This window comes from Comamonas koreensis (genome assembly GCF_021026195.1).
GTDB classification, from domain to species: Bacteria; Pseudomonadota; Gammaproteobacteria; order Burkholderiales; family Burkholderiaceae_C; genus Comamonas; species Comamonas koreensis.
Genome location: NZ_JAJNCT010000010.1, coordinates 461,273 through 479,099, shown reverse-complemented (window position 1 = coordinate 479,099; position 17,827 = coordinate 461,273). Strand labels below are relative to the sequence as shown.

Here is a 17,827-nt window from a genome sequence, read left to right as displayed (position 1 = left end):
TTGTTGTATCTGCCGGGGGCCGGCAGCAGGCAGCGCCAGCATGTGAGTTGAGGTAAGAGGGGGTTTGTGGCTATGAAGATCTTGGTGATTGGCGCGGGTGCCTGGGGAACGGCTTTGGCCATGCATGCGGCCGCACGCCACAGCGTGCAGTTGTGGGCGCGCGATGCGCAGCAGGCCAGCCAGCTGCAAACCAGCCGTGAGAACCAGCGCTATCTGCCAGGCATCCGCTTGCCCGATGCACTGGAGGTACGCAGTGGCGATCTGCCAGCGCTGGTGGCCCAGGCCGAGCTGATTGTGCTGGGCACGCCGATGGCGGCACTGCGCAGCGGCCTGGCCATGCTGCGCGACTGCCAGGTGCCGGTGGCCTGGCTCAGCAAGGGTTTTGAGGCTGTGCCCGCCGATGCACCCGCCGGCAGCCATGGGCTGCTGGGCAACGAGGTCTGCGCCCAGGTGGCGCCCGCGCTGCATGCCGGCGTGCTGAGTGGTCCCAGCTTTGCGCAGGAAGTGGCCCAGCACCAGCCCACCGCCTTGGTGGCGGCCAGCCGCCATGCCGATGTGCGCGATGCGCTGGTCGCAGCCTTCCATGGCGACAACCTGCGCGTCTATGCCAATGAGGACATCAGCGGGGTCGAAGTCGGCGGCGCCGTGAAGAACGTGCTGGCCATTGCCACCGGCCTCTGCGATGGCCTGAATTTGGGGCTGAATGCCCGTGCCGCGCTGGTGACCCGTGGCCTGGCCGAGATGACGCGCCTGGGCGTAGCACTGGGCGCGCACACCGATACCTTCATGGGCCTGTCGGGCCTGGGCGATCTGGTGCTGACGGCCACAGGGGATCTTTCGCGCAACCGCAAGATCGGCCTCTTGCTGGCCCAGGGCCAGAGCCTGGAGCAGGCAGTGCAGTCGCTCGGCCATGTGGCCGAAGGGGTGTACAGCGCCCGCACGGTGCTGCAACGTGCCCAGAAGCTGGGCGTGGAGATGCCGATCACGGCCGCTGTCGTGGCCTTGCTCGACGGCAGCCTGTCAGCCCCCGATGTGGTGCAGGCGCTGATGGGGCGCGAGCCCCGCGCTGAATAATCAGGACTTGGCCAGCAGACCGATCAGGGCCGGCAGCATGGCATCGCCGTGCTGGGCCTGGACCTGGTTCTGCAAGGTCGTCGATGCCGCATCGGCGATCAGGCTTGCGGCTTCGGCATCGTGGGCCATAGTGGCGTAGTAGCTCAAATCCTTGGCCGCGTTGGAGATCGAGAACGCGATGCCCGAGGGGTCGTCGGCAAGGATGTAGGACTGCAGACGGTCCAGCGCCACACCTGCGCCGCCGCCGGATGCCAGCACGCTGTGGAAGGCCTGCATGTCCATGCCCTGCTTGCGCGCGCAGGCGGTGGCCTCGGCCAGCAGGCTCATCTGGCCCACCGAGACAAAGTTGTGCAACAGCTTCATGCGGTGGCCGTCGCCCAGCGCGCCCACATGGGTGACCTGGCTGGTGAAGGTGGCCAGCACTGGTTGCACCTGGGCGAGTACGGCGGCATCACCGCCGACCAGCAGATTGAGCTGGCCGTCATGCGCCTGCTTGGAGGTCTTGGTCATCGGCGCATCGATGAATTTTCCGCCCGCAGCCTGCACGGCCTGGGCCATGCGCACGGTCGATGCGGGCACGGCGGTCGAGCAGTCGATCACCACCGTGCCCGGGCGCAGCGCCGACAGCAGGCCCTGCTCGCCGGTCAGCACGGCTTCGACCTGGGGCGAACCGGTCACGCAGAGAATGACCACATCGCAGTGGCTGGCCAACTCCGCCGGACTTTGGCAGGTGCGCGTGCCCAGGCTCAGCAGCTCGGTCAGCGGCTGGTTGCCGGGGTGCTCCAGCACATAGAGTTGAAAGCCTTTGGCGGCGACGTTGCGGGCGATGCCGTGGCCCATCAGGCCGACCCCGATCAGGCCGACGACCGGCTGGGCTGTTTGCGATGGCATGTAAATCTCCTGGCGGTGTGCACAAATAAGCAAGGGTTCCCAGCGTACCGCAAGGCCTTTGGGCCATGGCGGGCGCATGGGTGGCCGCAGTCAACTTGGCGACCGGCTGCCGCGTCCTCTGTGCCAGACCAGACAGACACAAGCCCCGTACCACCTGCTGGGCAGTACGAGGCTTGGCGGCGGATGCGTGGCTGCTATCAGCGTTGTGGGCGGCCCCACTGGCGCCTGCGTGCCTGGATCCACACCAGCGCGATCGTCAGCGCGGACAGGATCGCCATCGCCCAGTTGCCAAGGGTGGGCACTTTTTCAGGGGTGGGCTGGGGATCTGGATCCAGCGGGATGATCTCGCTGCTGATTTCGGCGTCTGCCGTGGCCGTGCAGCCCGTGCTGGCGTCGCAGATCGCACCTGGGCCGGGCTCGATGGTGACGACGCTCGTCAGGCTGCCCGATTCGGCCACCTTACCGGAGAGGCCAAATACCAGCTCGCCGCCTGGCGGCAGTTCAAAACTGAAAGGTGCATTGCCCAGATCACTGGGGCAGACCGCACCGTTGGCCGCGCTGCAGGACCAGGCTGCTTCGCTCAGCGCCGTTGGCATTGCATTGCTGAGGGTCACCAGGCTGGCATCGGATGCGCCCGGGTTGCGCACGGTGATCGTGTAGTTCGCTGTCTCTCCTGGGGCGTAGCTAGGCTTGTCGATGGTTTTTTGGATGGTCAGCGAGGTCTGGCACAGCAAGTCATTGGGCTGTATATGGGCCAGCATCCCCGAGCCCCAGCCTCCATCGAAGACCGAGAAGATCAAGGTGTTGAGACCGGTAACCCAGGGTCCCGTCAGGGGGGCATTTCGTACGGAGATAGCGTCAAAGCCTCCTTGCGGCAAAGGCTGGAACACGCCATTGATCGATACGCCTCGCATGCCATCGTCACTGTAGTAGTCCATGCTCAGCTTCAGCGCGCTGGGGGGAATGCCGGCAGGCAGATTGAACTGCATGCGGTAGTAGTTGGTGACCGTGGGATTAAAGGGGTACGGGCGAGGGCGGGTCGTGGCGTTGGGTAGGGGAGAGATCCAGTTGGTCTGGCCGCCCAGGGCGCTGCCCGATACCCAAGCGGTAGGCAATGCTGCCAACGTGGGAACGGAGCTTGGCTTCCAGGTGGCGTCCGGGCTGGGACCCAGCGCACCCGTTGGATCGGTCTGGCTGGAGGATACCCACCATTGCATATCCTCGCCGCCGTTGGGGACCAGCGCACCCGCTTCAAAGTCATAACCTGTATTCAGAATGGCGTTGTTGGCCTGGCAGCTGAACGTCGGAATATAGGGTACGGGCTGCGCGCTCGCCCATTGGCAGGCCAACAAGGTGGCGGCCGTAGCCATCCATTTTGCAAACATATGAACTCTTTCTACAGTCGAAGGGAGGGTTTGAGTTTATTTGTATTGCAAAAATGATTTCAATAAAAAATATCAATAATATTAAGAACTGTATTTGTCTGTAAATCATCGCTGAAATACGCAAGATATTTACAACGTTGCTAGCAGGTTGTCGTGGAATACAAGTGAATACCCGCTGATCCCTGCGCCGTCGGCGGGCCGGACGGTGCGTCTGCATGCGGAGCTGTCTGTCGCCCCCGGTTCGCAGCCGCCACTTAACTTGCATCAAGCTGTATGTATTTCCGCACGAAGCTGATGTGTGTATGGAAAGCGACTGTATATTGCGGCGCGGAGCAAGCGGTGCCCCGCGCTCCATGGTCTCAGCGCTGGCGCAGCTCGGCCAGCACTTCCAGTGCGCGGTCGGTGCGCACATCGTGCTCGGCGGCCAGGCGCTTGGCGACCTGGTCGACCTCTGCACCGACGGCCCCTGCCACCAGCGCGATATTGCGCGCATGCAAGGCCATGTGGCCGCGCTGGATGCCTTCGGTGGCCAGCGCGCGCAAGGCGCCCAGGTTTTGCGCCAAGCCCACGGCGGCCGCGATCTCGCCCAGCTCCTGGGCCGATTTCACATCCATGATCTTCAGCGCCAGACGGGCCAGCGGATGGGTCTTGGTGGCGCCGCCGACCAGGCCCACGGGCATCGGCAGCTCGATGGTGCCGACCAGCGCGCCGCTGCCGTCTTTCTCCCAGGTGGTGAGCGAGGTATAGCGCCCGTTGCGGCTGGCATAGGCATGAGCGCCAGCCTCCACCGCGCGCCAGTCGTTGCCGGTGGCGACGATGACCGGGTCGATGCCGTTCATGATGCCCTTGTTGTGGGTCGCCGCGCGGTAGGGGTCGATGGCGGCAAAGGTGTAGGCGTCGAGCACGCCCTCGATGATTTCCTCGCCGCTGCGCTCGGTGGTCTTCAAGGTCTGGGGCGTCAGGCGTACACGGGCGCGGGCCAGGCGCAGATCGGCCAAGTTGGACAGAATGCGCAGCCGTACCGAGCCGCCGCTGATTTGCTCGACCAACGGCGAGACCGATTCGGCCATGGTGTTGACGGTGTTGGCGCCCATCGCATCGCGCACATCAACGATCAGGTGCATGACCACCATGGGGCCACGGGGCGAGTCGGGGAAGACATGGACCTCGATGTCCTTGCAGCCGCCACCCAGGCCGATCAGCACCTTGTCGCGGCTGTTGGCCAGCTCCAGGATCTGGGCACGCGCCTGGTACAGCGCCAGCCGCACGCCGTAGGGGTCCTGGATGCCGACGATCTGCACCTGGGCGCGCATCAGCGGCTGGGTGCTGGAGGTCTGAAAACCCCCGTCCTCGCGTGCCAGCTTGGCCATGTATGAGGCCGCCGCGATGATCGAGGGCTCTTCAACCGCCAGCGGCACCAGCACATCGCGGCCATTGATCTGGAAGTTGCCGGCCACGCCCATCGGCAGCTCAAAGGTGCCGATCACGTTCTCGATCATGCCGTCGGCCACGCTGCTGGGCAGGGCCCCTGGCTGGGTCAGCAGCGCGCGGTCTTCGTCGCTCAGCTGGCAGGCCTTGGCGATGACGTCCCAGCGCTGGGCGGGGCTGAGGGCGCGGAACTGCGGCAGGCGGGAATCGGTGGCCATGGTGTCTCCTGGTGATTTTTTGCTGGAATGCGTTGAGGTCCAGCCCGCAATCTACCTAAACTGTACCGCTATAGACAGGTACAGTTTGCCGGGACAGTGCTGCTGCAACGCAGCATCGTGCCCAGCCTTTCTCCAGGAGCACCCATGCCCACCGCCACCGGCCGCAAGGCCTCGATTGCTGAAAACCTGGCCGCCATGCTGGGCCGGCAGATTGCAGGCGGCGTGCTGCGCGCAGGTGACAAGCTGCCCTCCTTGCGCGCGCTGGCGCAGCTGCATGGCTATGCCAAGAACACCGTGGTGGCGGCCTTTGAGCTGCTGGTATCGCGCGGTTTGGTGGAGGCGCGGCGGGGATCGGGCTTTTATGTGCTGGCCCAGCGGCCAGCGGCGGGCCTGGCTGTGGGGGAGGGTGCTGCGCCACTGCAGCGCGCGATGGATGTGGTCTGGCTGATGCGCGAGCAGCTCAAGACCCAGCCCGACGCGCTGGCGCTGGGCGATGGTTTTCCGCCGATCGGCTGGCTGGCCGATATGCGCCTGGACCGCTACCACCAGAAGGTGGTGCGCACGGGGTTGGGCGCGCTGTTCCGCTACGGCAGTCGCATGGGCTATGCGCCCTTGCGCGACAGCCTGGTGCGCAAGCTCGGCATGTTCGGCCTGGAGGTGAGCTCTCAGCAGCTGCTGCTGACCCAGGGCGCCAATGACGCACTCGACCTGGTCATCCGCCACTGGGTGACGCCGGGCACGACCGTGCTGGTGGACGATCCCGGCTACTACCTGCTGTTTGGCAAGCTCCAACTGGCCGGCGCGCGCGTGCTGGGCGTGCCGCGCCAGGCCGATGGCCCCGATGTGCAGGCGCTGGAGCGCCTGCTGCAGACCGAGCGGCCGCGCCTGTTCTTTACCCAATCGCTGGCGCATAACCCCACTGGCTCGGACCTGAGCGCTGCCAAGGCCTACCGCATCCTGCAGTTGGCGGCCCAGCAGCAGATGCTGGTGGTTGAAAACGACCCGCTGGCCGATTTCAAACCAACCACGGCCACGCGCCTGTCGGTGCTGAACCAGCTGACTAACACCATCTACATCGGCAGTTTTTCCAAGTCATTCTCGGCGGCGCTGCGGGTGGGCTTCATCGCCTGCCACCCCGATCTGGCCAGCGACCTGGCCGATCTGCGCAGCCTCATCCATGTGAGCGGTTCGGAGTACTGCGAGCGCATGGTCGATGTGATGCTGCGCGAGGGCCAGTATGAGCGGCACCTGGTGCGGCTGCGCGGGCGCCTGGGCCAGGCCACGGCGCAGGCGCTGGACTGGATGGACCGCCAGGGCTGCGAGGTGTTTGCGCGCAGCGAGCAGTCGCTCTACCTCTGGGCGGCCTTCCCCGGTTGCGAGGATTCAGCCCAGCTGGCCAGCGCGCTGCTGGCGCGGCAGGTGACGATGGCGCCGGGCCGGGTGTTCAGCCTGGACAGCAGCGCCACCTCGCGCTGGTCGCGCTGCAATGTCGGGGCCATGCAATCGCCGCGCCTGGATGCGGCAATGGCGCCATGGCGCGCGGCGCCGGGCTGATCAGAGGCCGAGTTCCAGTGCCAGCAGCTCGTCCACCGTCTGGCGGCGGCGGATGAGGCGCGCCTTGCCGTCTTCGACCAGCACCTCGGCCGCCAGCGGGCGGCTGTTGTAGTTGCTGGACATCGAGGCGCCGTAGGCACCGGTGTCGTGGATCACCAGCAGATCGCCCACCTGCGCATCACCCAGCGGACGGGGCAGCACCACGCCGGATTCGCCCTGGGTGAAGACATCACCGGACTCGCAGAGCGGGCCGGCGACGACGGCATCGCCCTGCGCAGGCAGCACGCCGACGCCACGGCGCTGCACATGCATGCCGTGGTAGCTGCCGTACATCGACGGACGCATCAGCTCGTTGAAGCCGGTATCGACCAGCACAAAGTGGTTGCTGCCGGCATCCTTGGTGGCGCGCACGGTGCCCAGCAGCACACCGGATTCGGCCACCAGGTAACGGCCCGGCTCCAGCTCCAGGCCCAGGTGGTGGCCCACCAGTGCCTCGGCCTGCTTGCGGGCCGCATCCCAGAGGCCAAAGTAGTGCTGGGTGTCGATGGTGGCATCGCCCTCCTTGTAGGGGATGGACAGGCCGCCGCCGGCCGAGATGGCCTGCAGGCGGTGGCCGGCTGCGTGGGTGCGCTGCACCAGCTGCACCATCGCGCCGCAAACTTCCTGCAGGTGGCCGTAGTCCACGCCCGAGCCGATGTGCATGTGCAGACCCACCAGCTGCAGGCCGCGCTCGGCGATCACCGCCAGCGCCATCGTCAGGTCGCTGTGCCAGATGCCGTGCTTGCTGTGCTCGCCGCCGGTATTGGTCTTGTTGCTGTGGCCATGGCCAAAGCCGGGGTTGATGCGCAGCCAGACCGCATGGCCGGGCGATGCCTGGCCCAGCTGGTGCAGCATGTCGATGGAGCCGGCATTGACGGGGATTTGGTGCTCGACCACGGTGGCCAGGGTGGCCTCGTCCATCACATCGGCGGTGAACACGATGTCGGAAGGCTCGCCAAAACCGCCCTGGTAGCCGGCTGCCAGCGCGCGCAGCACTTCGCCGCGCGAGACCGCATCCACCTTGACGCCTTGCGCACGCATCAGCTGCAGCACATGGATGTTGGAGCAGGCCTTTTGCGCAAAGCGCACGGTGTCGAAGGCCTGCAGCTCGGCAATGCGCTGGCGGATGGTGTCCGCGTCATACACCCACAGCGGGGTGTTGAAGTCATCGGCCAGCTGCCACAGCAGATCGGGGGTAAAGGGGTTGCTCATAGTCGGTGTGCCGCAGGGCTTGGAATCGGGGAGTCGGAGAGATTGGAGAAATCAGCTGCCCAGTGTGCCTGGGGCGGGGTATTTGGTCTAATGCTTATTTGTCGGCATGTCATTCATAATGGATATGTCTCTGTCGTCGTGCCTCCTGCCCATGCCCCGTTCGCCAAGCCCCGCTCCCTCCGCTTCCGATCCATCCCGGGAGCCGAGCCCGTCAGCGCCCCGGCTGCAGCACCGCCATATCGAGGTGTTCCGCGCCGTCATGCTGGCGGGCGGGGTGACCGGCGCGGCGGGGCTGCTGTTCAGCTCCCAGCCCACGGTGAGCCGCGATCTGGCGCGCATGGAGCAGCTGCTGGGCTACCCGCTGTTTGAGCGGGTGCAAGGCCGGCTGCGGCCCAATGCCCGCGCCTTGGCGCTGTGGGAAGAGGTTCAGCGCAGCTGGCAGGGCTTGGACCGGGTGATTGACCGCGCGGTGGCGCTGTCGCGCCCGCAAGCTGCGCGCATCAGCGTGCTGAGCATGCCGGCACTCAGCCATGCGCTGCTGCCGGCGGCGCTGGCGCGGATGCAGCAGGCGCAGGGGCCAGTGGCGGTCAGCGTCGCCACGCAGGAGGCGCCACTGTTGCAGCAATGGATGGCCGCCCAGCGCTATGACCTGGGCCTGACCGAGCATGGCGAGGCACCGGCCGGCACCCGTGCCGTGGCCTTGCCGGCATTGGACGAGGTGGCGGTTCTGCCCGCCGGCCACCCGCTGGCGCGCAGGCCCAGGCTGGAGCCCGCTGACTTTGCGGACCAGGCCTTTATCAGCCTGGCCGAGGGCGACCCCTACCGCACCCAGATCGACCAGGTGTTTGCCGATGCCGGCGTGGGCCGGCAAATGCTGCTGGAGACGCACAGCGCCGTGGCGGTCTGCGCGATGGTGCAAAACGGCCTGGGCCTGGCGATTGTGAACCCCTTCACTGCGCAGGCCTGCATGGGCCAGGGCCTGGTGCAGCGGCCGCTGGCCTTTTCGATTCCGTTCCGCACCCAGGTGCTGCTGCCGCTGCACCGGGCGGCGGTCCCCGAGGTCGATGCCTTGGTGACAGCGCTGGGCCAGGCTGCAGCCACGCTGCCGACCTACAATGCGCAGCACGCCGGACCGCGTTGATATGCCGCTGATATACCGGTGGTCTGACCAGGAGAAATACCCCATGCCCCGTGCCCCGTTTCGCTCTCTCGCCCGGCCACTGTGCGCCAGCGCCCTGTTGCTGGCGTTGCTCTCAGGTTGCGCCAGCACCGGCAGCCAGCCGCCCAAGACGGCCCAGGCCGCGCCACCGGTTCAGGTGAAGGTGTTTGTGGCGGCCATGTTCGAGATCGGTGCCAACACCGGCGACCGGGCCGGCGAGTTCCAGCACTGGTATGAGCGCTACTTCCGCAATGCCCAGCCTATCCAGGTGCCGGGCGCGCTGGGGCCGGTGTTCTGCAATACCGATGGCGTCTGCGGCAGCGTGCTGGGCATGGGCAAGGTCAATGCCTCGGCCTCGATGCAGGCCATCGTGCTGAACCCGCAGTTCAATTTTGACCAGGCCTACTATGTGATCAGCGGCGTGGCCGGCACGCCGCCATCGCGCGGCACCATTGGTGATGTGACCTGGGGCAGCTGGCTGGTCGACTATGACCTGGGCCACCGCTGGGCGCCGGAAGAGGGCCAGGCCGGCGCGCCCGTCTTTATGCCGCGCAAGGGCTATGAGGACTACCGCCGCTTTGCGCTGAACCCGGCCTTGACCCAGGCCGCCTATGCGATGACCCGCGCCGTGCCGCTGCAGGACAGCGAATCGGCCCAGCGCTACCGCATGCGCTACCCCGATGCGGCGGCGCGCAAGGTGCCCAGCGTGCATGTGGGCACGCATATGACGGGCGACACCTTCTTCCATGGCCCGGGTCTGTCCAAGGAGGCGCAGTACATCGCCAAGCTCTACGGTGCGGACGACTATGTCGCCACCGAGATGGAAGCCGCCGCCATTGCGCTGGTGCTCAAGCGCAGCCATGGCACGGACCGGATTCTGAGCCTGCGCGGCTCGGTCAATTTTGACCAGGGCAACCCGCAGGAAACGACCCAGGCCCACCTGGACCCCAAGCCCGGCGAAACCGCAGGCGGCTTTGCCGAAACGGTGGCCAATGTGGCGGCCGTGGGCGGCGTCTTTGTCGACACGGTGGTGAAGGACTGGCCGCAATGGAAAGACGGCGTGCCAGCGCAGCGCTGAGCTGAACCGCTACGCACAGCAGGCCCCCATACGCTGGGGGCCTTTTTTGTGGCTTATTTCCAGGGCTGGCTCAGGATGGATGCCAGGCTCTTGACGCCATCGAAGTAGTTGCCCAGGCGCATGTTCTCGTTCTTGCTGTGCTGGTTGTTGTCCGCATTGACCATGGGCACGATCACAAAGGGCACCTTCAACGCCTGCACCGCTGCACCCGTGGGCACCGTGCCGCCCATCATGCGGATCTGCACAGGCGCCTGGCCCCAGGCTTGCTGCATGCCCTGGCGCAGCCAGTCGCCAATGGGGGCGTTCAGGTCGGTACGCACGGCGCTGGACGAGGCCGATACGCCGCCCATCTTCAGGCTGGCCAGCTTGGGATACTGGGCGCGCTGCTCGGCGCTGGGCTCGCCGTCAATCAGGGTGAAGCCCTGGCCTTCGATATGGGTCTTGAGCAGCTGCAGCAGGCGCTCGGGTGGGGTCTCGGGCACCGTGCGCAGGTCCAGCTCGGCAATCGCCTGGGCGGGCACCACGGTACGGGCCTTGGCCCCCACATCCGCACTTTGCAGGCCGCGCACATTGAGCGAGGGGTACTGCATCGCTTCCTGGTAGTTGTTGCCCACCTTCTCGGCCTGGGCAATGCCCAGGCGCTTGCGCAGCGCGGTCTCGTCATCGGGCACAGCCTTCATCACGGCCTGGGTCTGGGCATCAAAGCTGATGCCGTCGTAGTAGCCCTTGACGAGCACGCGGCCATCGGGCGCCTTCATCGAGGCGAGCAGCTGCGCCATCGTGAACGCGGGGTTGGCGGCGTAGTTGCCGTAGTGGCCGCTGTGCAGATCCTGGCTGGGGCCATAGATGGTCAAGGTGGCCTGGGCCACGCCCCGGTTGCCAAACACCAGGGTGGGGCGGTTGCTGGCATGCATGGGGCCATCGAGCACCAGCAGTGCATCGGCCTTCAGGGCATCCAGGTTGGCATGGATGACGCCGCCCAGCGATGGCGAACCTTTTTCCTCTTCGGAGTCGAGCAGGATCTTGATATTGGTGCTGGGCGCCAGGCCCTGCTGCTGCAGTGCATCGATGGCGGCCATCAGCATGATGATGGGGGCCTTGTCATCGGACGAAGAACGGCCAAACACGCGCCACTCGGGGTTGGGCTGGGCGCCGTAGAGCTGCTCCAGTGCAATCTCTTTCCAGGCGCCATCGGCCTGGCGTTCCTTCAGCACCGGCTTCCAGGGGCTCTCCTGCTGCCATTCGGACGGGGTCACGGCCTGGCCGTCCATATGGGCGTAGAACAGCACCGTCTTGGTGGCGCCGGGCACTGGGGGCAGGGTGGCCAGCACCATGGGCTTGCCCTGGTTGGGCAGCAGCTGGGCCTGGAAGCCGCGCTTCTCCAGCGCCGCCTTGAACCACTGCGCATTCTTCTCGATGTCGGCCGCCACGTTCGAGTCATTGGGCAGGGCCAGCACCTCGATCCATTCACGCAGGCTGGCGCTGCTGGCTTGTTGCACGGCGGCATCGGAGGGGGCAGCGGCCTGGGCCAGGCCGGCGGCGCACAGCGCGGCGCTGAGCAGGGTGAGGGTCGAGAACTTCATGCAAGGGCTCCGTCAGAGAAATGGAAATACGAGGATAAGCAATGGCCTGGAGTATCTCCGAGTGCGCGCTCACCCACGGGCGCGCAGGCGGGCGCATTGTCGCCAGGGCGCCAATTATGAATGTGCTGCACGCAGGCGTTCGTACTGCGCGATCAGGCCGTCAAAGGACTGCTGCAGCGCCTGCAGCGGCGGTGCGCCATCGGGCCAGGCCTCCAGCTGTTGCAGCGCCAGCGCGGCTGCCTCCAGGGTCGAGAGCTGGCCTGCGCGCGGCGCCTTGCGGATGCGGTAGCCGGCCGGCCCGGTATCGGTCAACGCCAGGCGGGGCAACCGGGCCAGCAGCGGGTTGGCATAGAGCATCTTGCGGCTCTTGCGCCAGGTCCCGTCGATCAGCACCAGGCGCTGGACGGGTGCTGGCGCGTCGCGGCCCGTCAGCGCCATCAGGGCGGCGGGCTGGTCGGGTGTCTGGGGGTAGAGCAGCAGGGTGTGCTGGGGGGCTTCTGCGCCGGGCCAGGCGCCGTACAGCCATTGCTCCAGCTGCTGCGGCGCAAAGGCCTCCCCCACTTCCAGCCGGCTGCCCGGCAGGCACAGGTGCAGCAGGCGCGCGGTGCCCTTGGCCTCCTGCAGCTCCAGCGGGTGCTGCAGGATCAGCACCTGGGTAGCAGCCTGCAGCGGCTGCGCCAGCGCGCAGATGCAGGCGCTTTGCGGACGGTGGCAGCGGGGGCATTGGAGGCGGCGCGGGGCAGAGGACACGGGGCAGGCAGGGAGCGGACAGATGGCTATTGTCCTGCAAGGACAAGGCGGCGCCGCTATGCTGGCGCCCCTATGACAGCGCACAAGCCCTTTTCTGCCCGCATCGATATGGGCCAGCCCTTGTCCGGTGCCGAGCGCCTGCGCCTGACCCTGTCCGGCCCGGACCGGGTGCTGGAGGCACAGGATGCAGCTACCTTGCGCGCCTTGCTGGATGCCGTGGAACAGGCCGCCCGCGCGGGCGCCTGCTGCGTGGGCGGCCTGCGCTATGAGGCCGCCTCGGCGCTGAACCCCTATCTGCCGACACAGCCCGCGCCCAGCGGCGAGCCCCTGGCCTGGTTTGCGGTCTGGGATGCGCCACCCGTTGACTTGGAGCCATTCCCTGAGGCCGACACGCCCGCCGTGCAACTGCAATGGCACGGTACGCTGAGCCGCCAGCAGTTTGATGCGCAGATGGCGCGCATCCATGCGGACATCCGCAACGGCGCTTACTACCAGATCAACTACACCCAGCAGCTGCAAGGCCAGAGCGCCTTGCCCGGCAGCGATCAGCTGGATGGCGCCGCGCTGTTTGCCGCGTTGCAGCAGGCCCAGCCCGGCGGCTATGCGCTGCATATCGACCGGGGCGATGAGCAGCTGCTGTCGGTATCGCCCGAGCTGTTTTTCGACTGGCACCAACCGGCCAGCGGCGCGGGTGATATCTTGACCCGCCCGATGAAGGGCACGGCCGCAAGGGGCAGCAACCCTGCACAGGACGAGGCCCAGGCCCAGGGCTTGCGCGCATCGGCCAAGGAGCGGGCCGAGAACGTGATGGTGGTTGACCTGCTGCGCAATGACCTGGCGCGCATTGCGCAGCTGGGCAGCGTGCAGGTGCCGCAGCTGTTTGCTTTGCAGGCGCTGCCCACGGTGTGGCAGATGACCTCGGACGTGCGGGCCCGGCTGCCCCAGGGCACCGGCCTGGTCGATGTGATGCAGGCCTTGTTCCCCTGCGGCTCGGTCACCGGCGCGCCCAAGCGGGCGGCGATGCAGGCGATTGCCGAGTTGGAACTAGAGCCGCGCGGCTGGTACTGCGGCGCCTTGGGCGTTGTGCGCTCCGATGGTGCTGGTGGTATACGCGCCACTTTCAACGTCCCCATCCGCACGGTGGCCTTGCGCGGCACGCAGCTGCAATGCGGCATTGGCAGCGGCATCACCGCTGATGCCACGGCTGACGGCGAGTGGCGCGAATGGATGCACAAGCGTGCCTTTCTGGAGCGGGCCAGCATGCCCTTTGAGCTGATCGAAACCCTGGCGCTGGACGATGGCCAGCTGCGCCATGCCGCGCTGCACCTGGAGCGCATGGCCGCAGCGGCCGCGCATTTTGGCTACCGCTGGGATGGGGTGGCCGCGCGAGCGGCTTTGGACTGCCTGGCCCAAGCCCATCCGCAAGGCCTGTGGCGCCTGCGCCTGCTGCTCCATGCCCAGGGCAGGTTCCAGGCCGAGGCCTTTGCCTGCCCGCCATCGCCTGCGCAGGTCAGTCTGCAATGGGCGGCTGCGCCGCTGGCCGAGGCGCATGGCGAGTTTGTGCGCTTCAAGACCAGCCGCCGCGCGCACTACGAGCGCTGGGCGCCGCAGGACAGCAGCGTGTTCGACACCCTGTTGTGGAACGAGGCCGGTGAGATCACCGAGACCACCCGGGGCAATATCGCCATGCAAATCGACGGCCGCTGGATCACGCCCGCACTGCACTGCGGCCTGCTGCCTGGCGTGGGGCGCCGCCTGGCGCTGGAGGCGGGCCAGGTGGTGGAAGGTGTGGTGACCTTGAGCGATGTACCGCGTGTGCAGGCCTGGGCTTTTCTCAACAGCCTGCGCGGCTGGATACCGGCGCAGGTGCTGGGTAAGGCGCCGGTCTGGCCGCAGCCTGACGCCGGCCCATAGGCTTATTGCTGGCGGGAAGACGCCAGCAGTTTTCTCAGCGCTCGAACCTCGGCCAAGAGGCGTGGCATGTCTTGCCGCGCAGCGGCGATGAAATCCTGGTCCGCCACGGTCGCGCCGCTCAGTTCGATGTCTTCGCCTCGGGCGGCACCTTCACCGGTTTGGATGAAGTCGGAACCGCATGTATGGTCGCGACCTTCAACATAAGAAGTCCATGGCGCTGCTTGCGTGGCTGCCAAGCGCTGTTCCATCGCGAGCAAATCTTCATCGGTCAAAGAAGAAGGCATAAGGGTTGAGCGTTCAAGATAGGAGGCTTGTGCAGCATGTCGCTCCCGTGACGAATGGGCCAGACTCCAAGGGTTTTTGTGCCGCACGTTAGGATGGAGGCTGTTTAGCAACCCTTCGGATTTTATGCCCGACAACCCGGACCCTGAGCCTCTCCCGTGCGCGACCACCCTGTCGCTGTCCTTTAGTTCTAGCCCCAGTACACCGCTGACGGTGTCTCTGCCCCTCGAAGGGAGCGCCGCATGATCGAGCTGCTCTCCGACCCGCAGATATGGATTGGTCTTCTCACCCTGGTGGTGCTTGAGATCGTTCTGGGCATAGACAATCTCATCTTTATCGCGATCCTTGCCGACAAGTTGCCGCCACACCAGCGGGACAAGGCACGTGTCATCGGCCTGTCCCTGGCCCTGGTGATGCGACTGGGTCTGCTGACGGCCATCTCCTGGCTGGTTACCCTCACCCAACCGCTGTTTTCCGTCGGGCCGCTCAGTTTTTCGGGGCGCGACCTGATCTTGCTGCTGGGCGGTCTGTTCCTGCTGTTCAAGGCCACGACCGAGCTCCATGAGCGCATGGAAGGCGTGAGCATGAGCAAGTCGAGCAGCACGGTCTACGCCAGCTTCTCAGCCGTGGTCGCGCAGATCGTGGTGCTGGATGCAGTCTTCTCGCTGGATGCGGTGATCACCGCGGTGGGCATGGTCAACAACCTGGGCGTGATGATGGCGGCCGTCATCATCTCGATCGGTGTGATGCTGTTTGCCTCCAAGCCGCTGACCCGCTTTGTCAATGCGCACCCGACCATCGTCATCCTCTGCCTGAGCTTCCTGCTGATGATCGGCTTCAGCCTGGTGGCCGAAGGCCTGGGCTTCCATGTGCCCAAGGGCTATCTGTACGCCGCCATTGGTTTCTCGATCCTGATCGAGACCTTCAACCAGGTGTCCTCACGCAACGCGATCCGCCATGAGCAGCGCGTGCCGATGCGTGAGCGCACGGCGATGAAAGTGCTGTCCTTGATGGCTGGCCGCAGCGGCAATGACCAGACCGAGCATGCGCAGGACGACCCGACCGCTGCCGAGGCCGAGCTGACCTTTGCACCGGAAGAGCGCATCATGGTCAGCGGCGTGCTGTCGCTGGGCGACCGCAAGGTGCGCTCGATCATGACCCCGGTCTCGGATGTGGACTGGGTGGACCTGAGCGACGATGCCGAGGCCATCCAGCGCTCGCTCAATGACAACCCGCACAGCCACTTGCCGGTGTGCATGGGCCAGGTGGACCAGCTCCAGGGTGTGGCGCGTGCCAAGGACATGCTGATGGACCTGATGCAGCATGGCGCCATCCAGCCCGCCACCATCCGCAAGCCGCTGATGGTGCCCGAAGGCGCTGGCGTGATCGCGCTGATCAACGACCTGCGCCAGTCCAAGGGCCATATGGTGATCGTGATCAATGAATTCCATGTGATGAGTGGCGTGGTGACGCCGGTCGATGTGCTCGAAGCGATTGCTGGTGAGTTCCCCGACGAGGACGAGAGCTTCACGATCCAGGCGGTGGAGGGCGAGCCCGACACCTGGATCGCCAGCGGCGCCGCCGATGTGCATATGGTGCAGCAGCTGCTGGGTTCGAATGAGCTGGTCTCGTCTGCTGATGCCTTCACCACCTTGGGCGGTCTGCTCACCGAGTTCAACGGTGCGCTGCCCCAGCAAGGCGATGTGGTGGTGATCGATGGCTGGCAGTTTGCCGTCACCGAGGCCACCGATGGCGTGATGCGCAAGATCCGCATCGAGAAGGAAAACAAGGGCCAGATGCCCTCGGAGCACTGAACCCTGCCTAGGCGGCTGCCTGGCGCTGCCGCTGCATGAAAAAGGCCTGCCGTCTTGCGAGAGACGGCAGGCCTTTGTATTGGTGGCGCCGCGAAGCTCGCGGCCGCTACAGGCTGCTTACAGCGAGCCCTTGTAGTAAGCGCCCCGGTCCATGTCGACAATGTCCACGCTCAGCTGCACCAGCATGCCTTCGGGGTGGGGCGTGAACTCGCGCAGCACGGCGCCGATGCGATCGGACAGGTCGCGCTTGGCCTCGGGCGTGCGGCCGGCCAGCAGGCGCAGCTCGGCATGCACAAAGCCGCGCAGTGCCGTGGGGTCGGCGCCAATGACGAACTGCTCGGTGCGCACAACGCGGCTCTTGAGGTCCTGCTCGTTCTGCACCTGGCCGCTGGCGATCACGGCTGCGTTGAGGGCGTCGAGCAGATGGGCCTCGGGGAAGTTCTCGAGGTTGTTGGTGTATTCGATGACGAGATGCGGCATGGTGGTCTCCGTTGGAATAGGGCGATAGCAGGGAAAAGGGGTGGGTGCGTGGGCAGGCGCTGGCTCAGACGGGCGTGTACGACAGCCGCACATAGATGGGCGCAAAGGCTTCGGCCTGGGTGATTTCGATCAAGGTTTCCTTGGCCAACTCCAGCAGCGCAATAAAGGTCACCACCAGCACGGTGCTGCCTTTCTCGGGCTCGAAGATGTCCTCGAACTCCACAAAGCGCCGGCCTTGCAGGCGCTTGAGGATGGCGCTCATGTACTCGCGCACCGAGAGCTCTTCGCGGGTGATCTTGTGGGTCTGCACCAGCTTGGCGCGTTTGAGGATGTCGCGCCAGGCTTCCTGCAGCTCGGACATCTCCACATCCGGAAAGCGCGGCTGCAGTGCCTGCTCTATAAAGACCTGGGCTTTGATGAAATCGCGCCCGTACTGCGGCACGGCGCCCAGGCCCTGGGCGGCCAGCTTCATCTGCTCGTACTCCAGCAGGCGGCGCACCAGCTCGGCCCGGGGGTCTTCGGCTTCTTCACCCTCGGCCTGCTTTTTGGGCGGCAGCAGCATGCGCGACTTGATCTCGATCAGCATCGCGGCCATCAGCAGGTATTCGGCGGCCAGCTCCAGGTTGCGGCTGCGGATCTCGTCCACATAGCTCAGGTACTGGCGGGTGACGCTCAGCATCGGAATGTCGAGGATGTTGAAGTTCTGCTTGCGGATCAGGTAGAGCAGCAAGTCCAGCGGACCTTCAAAAGCCTCCAGGAACACCTCGAGCGCATCGGGCGGGATGTAGAGATCCGTCGGCATGGCGAACAGGGGTTCGCCGTAGAGACGGGCGAGCGCCACCTGGTCCACCACCTCGGGCATGGCGGCGTCACCTGCGGCGGGGCGTGCGTCGTCCTCAGCCGTGTTCAGGTTGCCGGGTGTTGCCATGCGCGGGGGCTATGCGGGATCGAAAGCCGCTGCGGGGC

At 65.9% G+C, this 17,827-nt stretch carries 15 protein-coding genes; 6 read left to right on the top strand and 9 right to left on the bottom strand.

Annotation, left to right across the window (positions count from 1 at the left end; translation table 11 throughout):
- Nucleotides 1-72 precede the first annotated feature (72 nt).
- The gene (locus LPW39_RS12590) at nt 73-1,074 is read left to right on the top strand and encodes an NAD(P)H-dependent glycerol-3-phosphate dehydrogenase (RefSeq protein ID WP_230775500.1); all 1,002 of its coding nucleotides are present in this window, start codon (nt 73-75) and stop codon (nt 1,072-1,074) included.
- Here LPW39_RS12590 and LPW39_RS12585 read toward each other — a convergent pair whose 3' ends face one another.
- From LPW39_RS12585 to LPW39_RS12575, 3 genes are all read right to left on the bottom strand, one after another.
- Complete coding sequence (locus tag LPW39_RS12585) at nt 1,075-2,043, bottom strand: NAD(P)-dependent oxidoreductase (RefSeq protein ID WP_330166614.1); 969 nt, start codon at nt 2,041-2,043, stop codon at nt 1,075-1,077. It abuts the gene before it with no gap.
- A 119-nt stretch (nt 2,044-2,162) separates the two neighbouring features.
- The gene (locus tag LPW39_RS12580; protein WP_230775280.1) at nt 2,163-3,350 is read right to left on the bottom strand and encodes an IPTL-CTERM sorting domain-containing protein; all 1,188 of its coding nucleotides are present in this window, start codon (nt 3,348-3,350) and stop codon (nt 2,163-2,165) included.
- A 359-nt stretch (nt 3,351-3,709) separates the two neighbouring features.
- Nucleotides 3,710-4,996, bottom strand: a complete 1,287-nt coding sequence (locus LPW39_RS12575) for a hydroxymethylglutaryl-CoA reductase, degradative (protein WP_230775279.1) — start codon at nt 4,994-4,996, stop codon at nt 3,710-3,712.
- 144 nt (nt 4,997-5,140) lie between these two features.
- On the opposite strand from LPW39_RS12575, the gene LPW39_RS12570 reads away from it, so the two are divergent.
- Entirely contained in the window at nt 5,141-6,550 is a 1,410-nt protein-coding gene (locus LPW39_RS12570; protein WP_230775277.1) for an aminotransferase-like domain-containing protein, read from the top strand.
- Here the strand turns inward: LPW39_RS12570 and lysA are convergent, their stop codons facing one another.
- Nucleotides 6,551-7,801: a diaminopimelate decarboxylase gene (lysA, locus tag LPW39_RS12565; RefSeq protein ID WP_230775275.1), complete on the bottom strand. Its 1,251-nt coding sequence runs from the start codon at nt 7,799-7,801 to the stop codon at nt 6,551-6,553.
- A gap of 151 nt (nt 7,802-7,952) precedes the next feature.
- Here lysA and LPW39_RS12560 point away from each other — a divergent pair, with 151 nt between their 5' ends.
- Both LPW39_RS12560 and LPW39_RS12555 read left to right on the top strand, forming a co-directional pair.
- Nucleotides 7,953-8,942 (top strand): LysR family transcriptional regulator, encoded by a 990-nt coding sequence (locus LPW39_RS12560; protein ID WP_230775273.1) that lies wholly within the window; start codon nt 7,953-7,955, stop codon nt 8,940-8,942.
- Nucleotides 8,943-8,985: 43 nt separating this feature from the next.
- Nucleotides 8,986-10,038 (top strand): purine-nucleoside phosphorylase, encoded by a 1,053-nt coding sequence (locus tag LPW39_RS12555; RefSeq protein ID WP_230775271.1) that lies wholly within the window; start codon nt 8,986-8,988, stop codon nt 10,036-10,038.
- A 53-nt stretch (nt 10,039-10,091) separates the two neighbouring features.
- Here LPW39_RS12555 and LPW39_RS12550 read toward each other — a convergent pair whose 3' ends face one another.
- Nucleotides 10,092-11,621, bottom strand: coding sequence for a M20/M25/M40 family metallo-hydrolase (locus LPW39_RS12550; RefSeq protein ID WP_230775269.1), 1,530 nt, complete (start codon nt 11,619-11,621; stop codon nt 10,092-10,094).
- Nucleotides 11,622-11,735: 114 nt separating this feature from the next.
- The gene (locus LPW39_RS12545; protein ID WP_230775267.1) at nt 11,736-12,371 is read right to left on the bottom strand and encodes a tRNA-uridine aminocarboxypropyltransferase; all 636 of its coding nucleotides are present in this window, start codon (nt 12,369-12,371) and stop codon (nt 11,736-11,738) included.
- Between the two features lie 72 nt (nt 12,372-12,443).
- On the opposite strand from LPW39_RS12545, the gene LPW39_RS12540 reads away from it, so the two are divergent.
- Nucleotides 12,444-14,285 (top strand): chorismate-binding protein, encoded by a 1,842-nt coding sequence (locus LPW39_RS12540; RefSeq protein WP_230775265.1) that lies wholly within the window; start codon nt 12,444-12,446, stop codon nt 14,283-14,285.
- 2 nt (nt 14,286-14,287) lie between these two features.
- Here the strand turns inward: LPW39_RS12540 and LPW39_RS12535 are convergent, their stop codons facing one another.
- Nucleotides 14,288-14,569, bottom strand: a complete 282-nt coding sequence (locus LPW39_RS12535) for a hypothetical protein (protein ID WP_230775256.1) — start codon at nt 14,567-14,569, stop codon at nt 14,288-14,290.
- A 243-nt stretch (nt 14,570-14,812) separates the two neighbouring features.
- Here LPW39_RS12535 and LPW39_RS12530 point away from each other — a divergent pair, with 243 nt between their 5' ends.
- Complete coding sequence (locus LPW39_RS12530) at nt 14,813-16,381, top strand: TerC family protein (RefSeq protein ID WP_230775498.1); 1,569 nt, start codon at nt 14,813-14,815, stop codon at nt 16,379-16,381.
- Between the two features lie 117 nt (nt 16,382-16,498).
- On the opposite strand, the gene LPW39_RS12525 is transcribed toward LPW39_RS12530, so the two are convergent.
- Both LPW39_RS12525 and LPW39_RS12520 read right to left on the bottom strand, forming a co-directional pair.
- Complete coding sequence (locus tag LPW39_RS12525) at nt 16,499-16,861, bottom strand: 5-carboxymethyl-2-hydroxymuconate Delta-isomerase (RefSeq protein WP_133855365.1); 363 nt, start codon at nt 16,859-16,861, stop codon at nt 16,499-16,501.
- A gap of 64 nt (nt 16,862-16,925) precedes the next feature.
- Nucleotides 16,926-17,723, bottom strand: a complete 798-nt coding sequence (locus LPW39_RS12520; protein WP_230775496.1) for a segregation and condensation protein A — start codon at nt 17,721-17,723, stop codon at nt 16,926-16,928.
- Between the last annotated feature and the right edge of the window lie 104 nt (nt 17,724-17,827).